Here is a 12,589-nt window from a genome sequence, read left to right as displayed (position 1 = left end):
ACCTTTGAACGACGGAAGACAACACCATTAAAGTCACCGCTTACCAACACCTCAATAGCACAAATGAGCTATTCGCTAGTATGTCTTTTGGCCATTAGTTCATGTGTGCTATTGAGGTTAGTTGTCGTCAGGGCTGTAATGCGTCGCCCGTTTATGGTGCCTGTTTTATGGAGCATTCCTGATGATTGAAGCGATGGTCATTCATGCTCTTTCGACCTGAGGCGCTTGATGCGCAAAAGCGCAGTACGTTGGGGACGGTTTTGCTGGTCAGTCCATTGTCGATGAGGCTGGCCGCTGCGGTGGCGTTGCTGTTTTGCATCAGCATGGGCCTGTTCCTGACCTTCGCCACCTACACCAAACGTACGGCCGCAAGCGGCGTACTGCTGCCTGAAACCGGCCTGATCAGGATCTACTCACCACAAGCTGGCGTGATCACCCGGCTCGACATCGTCGAGGGGCAACACGTTACAGACGGTGCCGTGCTGATGGCCTTGTCCAGCGACACACAAAGCGGTGAGGCGGGTGGCGCGCAACGGGCGATCAGCCTGTCGATCAAACGGCGTCAGGAAAGCCTCGCTCAGGAAATCGACGAGACGCTCGCTCTGCATCTTCAGGAGCTGGAGGGCAAGAAACGTCAGGTCGCGGCGCTTGAAACCGAGCAGCAGAAAATACTCGCGCAGATCGACCTGACGCGTCAGCGGCTGGCTTTGACCAAGGGCCTTGCCGAGCGCTACGCCAACCTGCAACGCCAGGACTACGTGTCCCGTGATCAGCTTCAGGAAAAGCAGGATGCAGTTCTGGACATGCGCCTGCGCGGCGAAGAGCTGAATCGCTCGCTGCTGACGGTTCGTGCCGAAAGTACCAGGCTGCGGGCTGAACTGGTCGAGCTGCCGTTCAACCAGAGCAAGCAGCTTGCCGATCTGCGACGCAGACTGGCCGAGAATCAGGACCGCTTGATCGAAAGTGAAACCAAGCGAGAGATTTTCATCACCGCACCGACGCTGGGTGAGGCCACGGCGATCGCGGTCTCCAATGGATCGCGAGTCGACAGTACGCGACCGTTACTGAGCGTTGTGCCTGCCGACGCAAAACTGCACGCCGAACTGTATCTGCCCAGCCGCTCCGTGGGGTTCGTGCGCGCTGGTGACACGGTGATGTTGCGTTACCAGGCCTATCCCTATCAACGCTTTGGACTGCAACCGGGCAGGGTGTCATCGATCTCGCGTACCGCCTTGCCGGCCGATGAAGTCATGACCCTGGGCAACGTTTCTGAGCCGATGCGTGAACAGGGGCCTTTCTACCGGGTCACGGTTGCCCTGGCGTCTCAATCCATCGATGGCCAGGGCATGCATGAGCGCTTGCGTTCCGGTATGCAACTGGACGCCGACATCATGCAGGAAAGGCTGCCGCTCTATGAGTGGATGCTGGAGCCCTTGCGCGGAATAGGAAAGCGGCTTTGAACCTGAGAAATACCTTCGCTTTTGGTGTGGGGAGAAAGCTGCCGGTGGTGCTCCAGGCCGAAGCCACTGAATGTGGCCTGGCGTGCATGGCCATGATCGCCAGTTATCACGGCCAGCACAGTGACCTCTTGTCGTTGCGGCAACGTCTCTCGCCCTCAATGAAAGGGGTCAACCTCAAGCAACTGACCCACATGGCGGCGCGGCTCGGGTTGGGCAGCCGTGCTTTGCGGGTCGAGCTGAATGCGCTCGGTCAGTTGCAGTTGCCCTGCGTGCTGCACTGGAACTTCAACCATTTCGTAGTGCTCAAGGAGGTCAACGCACGCGGTGTGGTGGTGCATGATCCGGGGCGTGGCGTGTGCAAGCTGACGCTTGACGAGGTGTCGGCAGCATTTACCGGCGTGGCACTGGAGTTGTGGCCGGAAAGTGATTTTCAGCCCGCCGCTGCACAGCCGCCGATCCCGCTGCGCAAACTGCTGGGACGAGTACAGGGCTTTGGCCGGGTGCTGACGCAGGTGTTGCTTCTGGCCCTGGCGCTGGAGCTGTGCACCATCCTCAGTCCGTTCTTCATGCAGACCGTTATCGACAAGGTGCTGGTCAGCGCAGACCTGGACCTGCTGACGGTGCTGGCGATCGGCTTTGGCCTATTGCTGATCATTCAGCACACCGTTGCGCTGGCCCGTGCGTGGGCGCTGATGTACCTGGGCACGATGCTCGGGTCACAGTGGCAGATCAATGTCTTTACCCATCTGCTGCGCCTGCCGGTGGCATTTTTCGAGCGTCGTCATCTGGGCGATATCGTCTCGCGCTTCGGTTCTCTGAAGGCCATCCAGCAGACCGTGACCACATCGTTCATTGAAGCCCTGCTGGACGGGCTGATGACGGTCGTCACGCTGGGGCTGATGATTGCCTATAGCCCAAAGCTGGCGCTCGTTGCTGTGGTGGCGATGATTATCTACGGTCTGGCGCGCTGGATCTGGTTCGGGCCGTTGCGGCGTGCCAGCGAGAACCAGCTGGTCCATGCTGCTCGCCAGCAGTCGCACTTTCTGGAAAGTGCGCGCGGCGTGCGCACCATCAAGCTGTTCAATCGGCATGAGCAGCGTTGCAGTGCCTGGAGCGCTTTACTGGTCGAGGAAATCAATGCCGGTCTGCACCCGCAAAAACTGCAACTGGCCTATCGCGCCTTCAATGGCGTGCTGTTCGGGCAGGTTACGATCATTGTTATCTGGATGGGGGCCGGGCTGGTTCTGGAAGGGCAGTTCAGCGCCGGTATGCTGATTGCTTTCAACGCGTACAAGGAGCAGTTCAACGGTCGTGTGGCCGGTTTGATCGACAAGATTGTCGACGTGATCATGTTGCGCCTGCACGGTGAACGGCTCGCCGATATCGTGCTGCACGATGCCGAGCCGATTGCTGGTCCGGATGAGTTCGATGACGCGTGCAACGACAGGGTGCCCAGCCTTGAAGTGCGTCAATTGCGCTTTCGCTATTCCGAGCATGAACCGTATGTGCTGGACGACGTGTCGATTCATATCCGCGCAGGCGAATCGGTAGCCATCGTGGGTCCATCGGGTGGCGGTAAAAGTACCTTGCTCAATGTCATGCTGGGCATTCTGGCGCCCTGCGCAGGCAGTGTTCTGCTGGATGGCTTGCCGGTCGGGCCGGAAAACATCGGCAGGCTGCGCCGTATCACCGGTACGGTGCTTCAGGACGATGTGCTGTTCGCCGGTTCCATCGGCGACAACATCAGCTTTTTCGAAACCGGTGCCGATCAGAAGTGGATCGAGCAATGCGCGCATCTGGCTGCAGTCCACGATGATATAGCGCAGATGCCGATGGGCTATAACACGCTGGTGGGCGACATGGGCACGGTACTGTCCGGTGGGCAGAAGCAAAGGGTGCTACTGGCCCGCGCCCTCTACAAGCGCCCGCAACTCCTGTTTCTCGATGAAGCGACCAGCCACCTGGATATCACCCGGGAAGCCGCGGTCAATCAGGCGCTGCAAACGTTGAACATCACCCGCATCATCGTTGCCCACCGCCCGGAAACCATCCGCACGGCGGATCGGGTCGTGGCGCTTGCGCAAGGCCGGGTTGCCTACGATGGCCCGTTGCTCAATGAGGCTCCTTCAGCGTGAGGCGGCGGGGCATGATTCGTTGCGCTGGCTGGCAGTGTCTGTTGAGCGCTTTCGGCCTGTTAATGGCGTCGTTGTGCCTGGCCGATGCTCGTGTGGAAGCGTGCCCCGGCTCCAGTCGTTTGCCAGACGCATTGAGTCTGGCAACGGCCGTGTCTGTCGCGCTGTGTGCCGATCCGAAATTGCGTGAGGTGTGGCTGACCGAGCTGGCACGGCAGGCTGACCTGGATGCCGAGCATTCGGCTTACTATCCGACCGTGCAGGGGCAGTTTCAAAAGGGGCGGGCTGGCAAGACCACGCGCTACCCGGGTTTTCCCGAAGCCGACTCCAGGCTGAACTCCAACACCAGCGTCTACGGCCTCAACCTGAGCTGGGTATTGTTCGACTTTGGTCTGCGCGCCGCCAACGTCGAAAGCGCCCGGCAGTTGTTGAATGTCGCCAGTAGCAGCCGGATCGAAGAGGTGCAGAAGTCGATGCTTGCTACCGCCCGGGTTTTCTATCAAGTGCAGGCGAACATGGCGTTGTTGCACGCCAGAATCAGCGCCGAGCGTCTGGCGGCCAATAGTCTGAAAGCCGCTGACGCAAAGTATCGCGCGGGTGCCGGCGAGCAGACGGATCGTCTCCAGGCTCAATCCAGTTATGCCGAAGCACAGTTGAACAGGGTCATGGCGGAGGGCGATCTGGCGGCGGTGCAAGGCGAGTTGGCCAGTCAGCTGGGGTTGTCGCCGTCGGCACTGCTCAAGCTGGTTGAGCTGGATGAGCCCGGGGCCGATGAAGGAGTGTTCCTGGGCAACGTCAATAGCCTGATGGAGCAGGCCAGAGCGTCCCATCCAGCTATCGAAAAGGCCCGCGCTGACTGGGCGGCCAGCCAGGCCAAGGCCGATGCGGCAAAAGCCCAGGGGCTGCCGACGGTGTCGCTGTTCAGCAATTACAGCCGTCAGGACACGCCTATCGAGCAGGTTTCAACCCGTCAGGAGGTGAACACCTGGACCATCGGTGTGCAAATCACCGTGCCGATTTTCGATGGCTTTCTCAATCGGCGCAGAGCGCGGGCCGCCCGTTACGAAAGCGACGCCCGCGAACAGGCCCTGCACGAGGTTGAAAACAGTATTGCGCTTAGTGTCTGGAAGAGTCGACAGACTCTGGAGTCCAGAACAAGGGCGCTGGCAATCAGTCGTCTTTTTGTCGAGAGTGCCAGCAAGTCTTACGAAATTGCCCAGGGTCGTTACAAAGCAGGCGTTGGCAGTATTCTTGAGCTTCTGCGCTCGCAAAACGATCTGAGCGCGGCGACTCAGAAACGCGTGGAGTCTCTGGTCAACTGGCATAACGCCAAGCTGCAGTTGGCGTCTGACCTTGGCAGCCTGAACATCGGCGACTGATGCCGTCACAGGCCCCGCGTGATCGACTGCATGGACGCAAGAATGTACTGCGCTCGCTGCACAACGAGGTGCGTCCATGAAAGACCGAAAGAAAAACGCTGAACTGGATCAGGCTACCTTGCGGTTGATCGTGGCGACGTTCGCGATCAGCTATGTATCGTTGATTGGCCTTCTGCCGGGGCTCAAGGTTGCCACCTATCAGCCCATCATTTTCTACTATGCGGGCTTTCTGGTGGTTTCTCTGGTCTTGCGCCAGCACATCATCAGCTATCCAGGTGTATTCGCGTTGCGCCGTGTACTCGGGATGGTGCATGACTACACTGCCATTTCCGTCGGACTGATCGTTGGCGGCGAGGCAACACTGCCGGTTTTCAGCGTGATGGTCTGGGTCACTCTGGGCAACGGCATGCGCTTTGGTTCGCGATACCTTGCAATTGCAGCGTCCCTGGCCTTGTTGGCGATACTGGTCATCTATCAATTGACGCCGTACTGGCAGGCGCAGCCATTTATGGTCTTGATGCTAGTCGCCGTCACTATTCTGGTGCCTGGCTATGCGCACATTCTGTTGGTGAGGGCTCGCGAGGCGTCAGAGCAGGCGACTGTGGCCAATCGCGAGAAGGAACGGTTTCTGGCTCAGGCCAGCCATGACCTGCGCCAGCCCATCCACTCCATCGGCATGTTTACCGCTTGCCTGCGGTCCAGCCCGCTGGGCGATTATGAGCGTCAACTGGTCGATAATATCGATCGCTCCCTGCACAACGTGTCACAGCTGTTTCGCTCGATTCTGGATATTTACACGTTGGACAGCGGCAAGGTTTCAGCCAAGTCGGATGTGGTCAATCTGGGTGACATGCTTAATGAAGTCGCTCATCAGAACGCTGCGGCCGCCCGCTGGGCCGGTGTAGAGCTTCGGGTGCGACCTTGTCGGCGCTGGGTCAGGGTCGATGCCACTTTGCTCGCTACGATGGTGCAGAACATCATTTCCAATGCGCTCAAATATGCCCCTGACCACCCGGTGCTGATCGGCGTGCGCAGCCATGCGGGGCGTCTGTCGATCAGTGTGTATGACCAGGGCCGGGGTATTGCTGCCGAACATCTGCCCAGGGTCTGTGACGAGTTCTACCGCATCCGCCATGTGCGCGACAAAGACGTGGAGGGCGTCGGGTTGGGGTTGTCCATCGTCAAAAGGCTCAGCCAGATTCTCAATGTGCAAATCGCGATTGTCTCGCGAATAGACCGCGGGACTACGGTCACCATTCATGGGCTTGAAGAGGTGAGCGCGCCTGTTCGGGTGGTACCCAAGAAAGCATTGGGCGAGAGCCTGCTCAAAGGGGTCAGGGTGTGTCTGGTGGAGGACGACCAGAACGTTCTGATGGCCACCGCAGCGCTGCTTGAACGATGGGGATGCGAAGTGCAGACCGCCCGATCGGCGGAGGGGTTGACCACTCATTGCGACATTATCGTCGCCGATTACGATCTGGGCACAGTGGCCAACGGTCTGGACTGCATCGAGGGCATACGAGCTGCCCGTGGCTGGGACGTGCCTGCGCTGATTGTTACCGGGCGGGAAGTGGAAGTCGTGCTTGAGTCAATGCAGGGCGCGGAAGTGTCAGTGTTGTCCAAGCCGTTGCGGCCTTCGGAACTGCGCCTGAACCTGCTCTCGATTCGCGAGCGGCGGATGAGTATTCCCTGACCTGCGTGCACACGGGCCAGGGAATTCAGGTGCATCAGGCAGTAATGAATGGCCCGCGAATATCCGACGGCGGGGGCACGTCAGGGAATGGATAGACGCAGATCGGGTCCGGTTTGATCACGCCGATGCCAGGCACCGGCATGATGGTGAAATCGGCACCACCGGAGACGCTGTACATCTCGGCGTCGGTCAGTACATGAGCATGAACCGAATAATTGTCGACGGTGGTTCCAGTGGTTTTCTGATTGCGGATAATCATGTCAAACCTCGTGGTCGTTATTGAAAAATATGGTAAACCGAGTTGGCGGTCGGGTGACTTGATCCTCGTGTGCAATCAGTTGCATCCAGAGGCTGGCGGTCTGTGAGTTTTGCAGCCGGACCAACCGTTGCAAGAGGTTAGATGATCAAGTCATTCATCATGAGTCTGGGCTTGTCAGGTTTCCTGCCGACGCCGAGCGATGGCGGCCACCGCTGTAAACATGCCGGCAAGGCCAATGTAATGCCATTGAAAATCAAGACTGGCGGCAATAAGAAACGCAAGCGCTGCCAGCCAGAACAGTCCCGACGAATTGACGGTTTTCCCAAAGAGCTTATGACGATCGGGCATCATAATGTCCTCCTGTTTTCCCGGCAGGTGCCTGCACTGCGCTGCCCACCCGGAATGGCAAGGCTTGTTACTGCGCCATCTGGTAGGTCTGAAAGGCGTCAATCGCACTGGCCCCTGCCACGCCGGCCAATATGACACCAGCACCGACCGCAGTCACCGGAGCCAGCGCCGTTGCCGCGGCTACTACGCCTATGGCTGCCACGCCTTCTCCTACTGTCATACCGCCACCGATCTGTGCCAGTTCTTCATTGTCGAGTTCGCGCATCATCAATTCCTTATTCATTTGAAATCACCTTTTTTGTGTCATTTCAAAGGTTCTGGTCAGTAAGCCATTAGCGTGTTACAGGCATTTCAGTCATTGCCTGATACTTGTTAATGGCCGTTACAATACTTAACCAGTGCGCAGGCTAAAGAAATAGTACAGGTGTGCTAAGGCAGTGGCTTAATATTAAAAGGCTATTATTGTGAGGTGTTAGTGTGTTGCGCTGCAGCAGTGGATTAAATGTTTGCCCAGTCTTCGATCAAGCCGGCATACAGCTCGACGCACTGTTGAAGTTTGCTGACCTCACAATACTCATCCACCTTGTGGGCCATGCTCGGCTCTCCCGGGCCGAGAATAAGAGTGGGTGGGTGGCCGACGGAGGGTAGCAGCACCGCGGCATCGGTAAAGTAGGGTACGGCCTGCGCCTGCAAAGGAGCGTCATGCAAAGCCTGGCAGCGGATAAAAACCTGTCGGACCCAGGGATCGTCGGGGTCGGCGCAAACACCAGGCAAATCAATCAGGGTACTCAACTCTGCGCCGTTGCCCAGATGCGCCGCCAATCGCGTGCGGATCTCATCATGGTCCAGATTCGGCGCTGTACGCAGGTCGAGGGTGAACTCTGCGTAGTCCGGGACCGAGTTGATGTTCAGGCCTCCACTGATAGTGCCGACGTTCAGGGTCGGCTTGCGCATAAGGTGATGGGCCGGGCCCACCTCAAAGGTCTGTGCGCGGTCGATATGTCGGGCGGCGAGATAGATGGCATTCACGCCCTCTTCCGGCATTGCTCCATGCGCCGTAAGACCGTGGCTGGCGCAGCGTAGCCACAATGCGCCCTTGTGCCCGAGTATCGGATAGTTGGCAGTCGGTTCGCCGACCAGCAGTGCGCCGAGTTCGCCAAGCAAATGGGGAGCGTCAGTGCACAGTGCGCGGGCGCCATCACATCCTGTTTCTTCTCCGCCGGTGAGCAACAAGCGAACGCCCGGGCCGCGCTGAATGGCGGCACGGCTGCGCTGGCAGGCCACGATGAAGGCGGCAATGCCGGCCTTCATGTCGCTGGCTCCGCGCCCGTACAGCAGACCATCGACAATCTCGCCGGCAAACGGTGAGTGCTTCCAGGTGGCATTGCCCAACGGTACGGTATCCAAGTGGCCAGTGAACCCCAGGGGTTTGCCAGGGCCTTCACCGTCAAGCCAGGCCACCAGATTGAAACGGCGCTCACCGAAGCGCTGCAACTCGCAGCGATACCCGTGGCGGATCAGCTGTTCGGCGAGAAAGGCTGCACAGGCCTCTTCATCGCCCGGTGGGTTGAGAGTCTGGAACGCCAGCAGGGCGCGGGTCAGGGCAATCGCGTCATCGAGCATCGGGGCCTCCGGTCAGGTGCGGCGAGTCAGCCAGTCGAGGCTGTTGATCCAGAAGCGGCGATAGCCGTCCCAGTTGAGAAAGGCTTCCGGCAGCCAGTGCTCGGAGAGGTCGCTGGTCCAGGCCAGCGTGCGCCCGGCACCGACTTCGCGCGCGGCGAGCAGCGGGTGATCAGAGCCCCCGACGGTGGCCAGCAATCGGGCTTCCGGGTGCAGCTCCACTTCGTTGTAACCAAGCAGGTACGGCCATTCGCCGCCCAGGCCTTGCAGTATGGGGTGCTCGGTCTTGAGCTGCGGCAGGAAGCCTTCCGGCACTTCGATGCGGTCGTCATACGGCAGACAACGCACGGGCAAGACGTCTTCCACAGGGGTGCCACGGTAGCGCGCGCCGCCGTTGATACCTTGGAAACTGAAATAGCCGCCGACCATCATCAATGCGCCGCCCTGCAATACATACTCGCGCAGGGCCTTCAGGCGGTTGGGTGTGCGTTGGCCGCGCAGCCATGTGTCGGGGTGCAGCAGCAAAGTATTGGCACCGATGTCGGAGAGGATCACCGCTTGATACTGGCTCAGGGCTTCGATCGTGGCCGGGAAGTCGGTCTGGGCCTGATCGGCGCACATCTGAGTGATCTGGTAATCGCTGTCGGTCATGGCCGCGAGCAGGCGTCGGGCACCGTTGTGCGCCGTGACGCTATCGAACTGATCGAAGCCTTTGATGTGGGTTGACGTGCTGACCCATGATTCGCCAGCCAGCAATACGGACTGTTTCATGACGTTGCATTCCTCTGCGATGAAAAAGGAGCCTGGAAGCCGCGCTGGAAGACCCGGCGCGGGTTGTCGATCAAAAGGTTTTCGAGTTGTTCACCGGTAACGCCATGACGGCGCAGGCGCGGGACAAAGTGTTTCAGCAGGTAGCCATAACCATGACCGCCGTAGCGGGTCAGCATGGTTTTCAGAAAGACGTCCTGAGACAACAGCACCTGCGAGCCGAAGCCGTGCTCGATCAGGGCGACGATGGCCCGCGCGTTTTCTTCATCGCCGGGCGACTGCGCGTGCTCGTCGGCGAAGTAGTAACCCATGCCGATCATGTCGTATTCCAGAAACGCTCCGCGTGCCGCCAGTGCGTGCTGGTAGGCGGGGTCACTGTGGCTGGGGTTCATGTGGCACAGCACCGTGTGGCGCAGGTCGGCACCTTCCGCTTCAACAATGTCCAGCACCCGGTGGCCGAGGCGTTCCCAGCCCGGCAGATGCACCGAAAGCGGTACGCCGGTCGCGGCACTTGCACGGGCTGCGGCACGCAGTGATTTCTCTTCGTCAGCCGTGAATGCGGCAGAAACGCCAATCTCGCCGATCAGCCCGGCAATCACCTCCGGCTTTTCCTCGCCACCGCCCACGTCATGAATGATCTGCTCCGCCAGTTGTTCCACCGAGCGTTCGCGCACGTAATGCGGGTGCGAGGGCTCCAGATAAAAACCGGCACCCATGATGATGTTCAGGCCGGTCAGGCGGGCGATGCGTTGCAGCGCTTGCGGGTCGCGACCGATGCCCAGATTGGTTGGATCGACTACCGTTTCACCGCCCAGGGCGCGGTATTTCAGCAGTTCCTCGCAAGCCAGGTCGACATCGAACAATTGGCAGTTGTCACGGCTGACCAATGGGTTCATGTACAGCTCGCCCAGTAGTTCCATGCTGACCGGACGCTCGGCCAGATGGCGCTCGCCGCAGCAACTGGGCGGTACCCATTTGCCTGAGGCATCGAGCAGGATATGTTCGTGCATCAAGGTCACGCCCAGACGCTCGACGGGCACAGGCCCCAGCACACTCATGGCATGACCGCTGTCGACGCCGACGGGCAGGGGCGAGGAATGACGGAACAGGCTCATGCTCCAGCCCTCCCGAGTGGACGGCCAGTGCGCAGAATGCGCGTGTTAAGCCAGATTGCCAGCAGCACGATCAGGCCGGTGGCAATTTGCGTGTAGAACGGTGAAATGTGGGCCAGAATCAGCCCGTTCTTGATCGCAGCCATGGTCAGAACTCCCAGCAGCGTGCCGACGATCGTGCCGAAACCACCAAACAGACTGGTGCTGCCAAGCACCACGGCGGCGATCACTTCCAGTTCAAAGCCTTCACCCTGATTCGAAGAGCCGCTGCCTAAACGCGCCGTGACAATCATGCCCGCCAGCGCCGCTGCCATACCGCTGAGCATGTACACCCGCAGCAATACACCCCTGTGGTTGACCCCAGCGCGGCGTACACTTTCGGCGTTGGCACCAATACCGGTGAGGTAGCGTCCGAAACGCATTTTGCCGAGCATCAACGCCCCGCCGAGCGCCGCCAGCAGGGCCAGCCAGGCGGCCAGCGGCACACCCAGAAACCAGCCGCGCCCGAGGCTCAGAAACACGGTCTCTTCACGTGGTACGGGAATTGAGTAGCCTTGCGTCAACAGCATTGCCAGGCCGCGAATGATGGTCAGGGTAGCGAGGGTGACGATAAACGCCGGGATGCCCGCGTAGGCTATGAAATAGCCGTTCAACGCGCCGATCATCGCCCCCACACCGAGCCCGCCGACGAGTACCAGCGGCCATGGCAGGTGCCAGGCATTGAGCGCCATGGCGGCCAGCGCCCCGACCAGGGCCAGCGTCGAGCCCACGGACAGGTCAATGCCGCCGGTGGTGACGACAAGCGTCATTGCCACGGCGACGATCAGCAACGGGGCGTTCTGGCGAATGACATTAAGCAGGTTTGCACTGCTCAGGAAGTTGTCAGTCACCAGCGTGAATAGCACCAGGCACAGGGCGAAAAACAGGCCGATGCTGACCACGCCGGGGAAATCGTGCAGCACGCGCTTGAGCCGCGATTGCGGCAGGATACGTTGGCGTGTCAGGTCGAGAGTGTTCATGAAGTCGTGTCCTCTCAGGCACAAGCGGAGCGGGCAGTGAATTTGTGCCCGACGATAAGTTCGACGACCTCGTTGAGGTCGGTGTCGGCGATCCTTCGCTCGGCCAGGTTGGCCCCGTCATACATCACCATGATCCGGTCGCAGACGAGGAACAGGTCCTGCAACCTGTGGGTGATCAGAATCACGCTGACGCCTTTGCGGCTTATGGTGCGAATCAGCTCCAGCACTGCCTCGACTTCGGCTACCGCAAGCGCCGCGGTGGGTTCGTCCATGATCAGAACCTTGGGGCCGAAGGCAGCCGCGCGGGCAATCGCAACGGCCTGGCGCTGGCCGCCTGAAAGATGGCGAACCTGCGCACGGGTATCAGGGATGGTGATGCCCAGCGCTTCAAGGATCTGCCGGGCTTCCTGATGCATGCGCGTCTCATCGAGCAACGGCACACCGAACACCCGGCGCATCGGCTCACGGCCCATGAACAGGTTGCCGGCCACGTCGACTGTGTCGCACAGCGACAGGTCCTGATAAACCATCTGGATATGACAGCGTTGAGCATCTGCCGGGCCGCTGAAGCTGACTTCTTCGCCGTCGATGGCGATACGTCCACTGGTAGGCAGCACTGCACCCGAGAGGATCTTGGTCAGCGTGGATTTGCCTGCGCCGTTGTCGCCCACCAGCCCCAGCACTTCACCGGGCTGCAGCAGCAGGTCAACACCGCGCAACGACGCTATCGAGCCATAGTGTTTGGTGATCGCGCTCATCTGTACCCGAGGCACTTCGCCAGGCGTTTGCATACTGAGCC

General features: G+C 59.8%; 12 protein-coding genes. 4 read left to right on the top strand and 8 right to left on the bottom strand.

Translation table 11 applies throughout. The features are described 5' to 3' along the window. Positions 1-203 precede the first annotated feature (203 nt). The 4 genes from RGM3321_RS08080 (at position 204) to RGM3321_RS08065 (ending at position 6,664) form a co-directional block, all read left to right on the top strand. Positions 204-1,460 carry an HlyD family efflux transporter periplasmic adaptor subunit gene (locus RGM3321_RS08080; protein ID WP_244392488.1) on the top strand — a complete coding sequence of 419 codons (1,257 nt, stop codon included), beginning with the start codon at positions 204-206 and terminating at the stop codon, positions 1,458-1,460. Then, a complete protein-coding gene (locus RGM3321_RS08075; RefSeq protein WP_244392486.1) occupies positions 1,457-3,595 on the top strand; it encodes a peptidase domain-containing ABC transporter in 2,139 nt (712 codons plus the stop codon). Before RGM3321_RS08080 ends, RGM3321_RS08075 begins: the two co-directional genes overlap by 4 nt. Before the next feature lie 11 nt (positions 3,596-3,606). After that, positions 3,607-4,971: a TolC family protein gene (locus RGM3321_RS08070; RefSeq protein ID WP_244392484.1), complete on the top strand. Its 1,365-nt coding sequence runs from the start codon at positions 3,607-3,609 to the stop codon at positions 4,969-4,971. 76 nt (positions 4,972-5,047) lie between these two features. Then, positions 5,048-6,664: a hybrid sensor histidine kinase/response regulator gene (locus RGM3321_RS08065; protein WP_244392482.1), complete on the top strand. Its 1,617-nt coding sequence runs from the start codon at positions 5,048-5,050 to the stop codon at positions 6,662-6,664. A gap of 34 nt (positions 6,665-6,698) precedes the next feature. Here the strand turns inward: RGM3321_RS08065 and RGM3321_RS08060 are convergent, their stop codons facing one another. From RGM3321_RS08060 to RGM3321_RS08025, 8 genes are all read right to left on the bottom strand, one after another. Next, a complete protein-coding gene (locus RGM3321_RS08060; protein WP_002553187.1) occupies positions 6,699-6,923 on the bottom strand; it encodes a hypothetical protein in 225 nt (74 codons plus the stop codon). 174 nt (positions 6,924-7,097) lie between these two features. Next, positions 7,098-7,274 carry a hypothetical protein gene (locus tag RGM3321_RS08055; protein ID WP_244392480.1) on the bottom strand — a complete coding sequence of 59 codons (177 nt, stop codon included), beginning with the start codon at positions 7,272-7,274 and terminating at the stop codon, positions 7,098-7,100. A gap of 64 nt (positions 7,275-7,338) precedes the next feature. Then, positions 7,339-7,536, bottom strand: coding sequence for a hypothetical protein (locus RGM3321_RS08050; protein WP_044318962.1), 198 nt, complete (start codon positions 7,534-7,536; stop codon positions 7,339-7,341). Positions 7,537-7,769: 233 nt separating this feature from the next. Further along, entirely contained in the window at positions 7,770-8,894 is a 1,125-nt protein-coding gene (locus RGM3321_RS08045; RefSeq protein ID WP_244392478.1) for a M20 family metallopeptidase, read from the bottom strand. 12 nt (positions 8,895-8,906) lie between these two features. After that, positions 8,907-9,662: a glutamine amidotransferase gene (locus RGM3321_RS08040; RefSeq protein ID WP_244392476.1), complete on the bottom strand. Its 756-nt coding sequence runs from the start codon at positions 9,660-9,662 to the stop codon at positions 8,907-8,909. Continuing rightward, the gene (locus RGM3321_RS08035) at positions 9,659-10,774 is read right to left on the bottom strand and encodes a phosphotriesterase-related protein (protein WP_244392474.1); all 1,116 of its coding nucleotides are present in this window, start codon (positions 10,772-10,774) and stop codon (positions 9,659-9,661) included. Before RGM3321_RS08035 ends, RGM3321_RS08040 begins: the two co-directional genes overlap by 4 nt. After that, a complete protein-coding gene (locus RGM3321_RS08030; protein WP_244392472.1) occupies positions 10,771-11,790 on the bottom strand; it encodes an ABC transporter permease in 1,020 nt (339 codons plus the stop codon). Before RGM3321_RS08030 ends, RGM3321_RS08035 begins: the two co-directional genes overlap by 4 nt. A 14-nt stretch (positions 11,791-11,804) precedes the next feature. After that, positions 11,805-12,581 carry an ATP-binding cassette domain-containing protein gene (locus tag RGM3321_RS08025; RefSeq protein WP_005782656.1) on the bottom strand — a complete coding sequence of 259 codons (777 nt, stop codon included), beginning with the start codon at positions 12,579-12,581 and terminating at the stop codon, positions 11,805-11,807. Between the last annotated feature and the right edge of the window lie 8 nt (positions 12,582-12,589).

This window comes from Pseudomonas sp. RGM 3321 (assembly GCF_022836805.1).
GTDB lineage: Bacteria > Pseudomonadota > Gammaproteobacteria > Pseudomonadales > Pseudomonadaceae > Aquipseudomonas.
The sequence above is the reverse complement of the archived record's forward strand: the minus strand, read 5'-3'. Positions and strand labels throughout refer to the sequence as shown.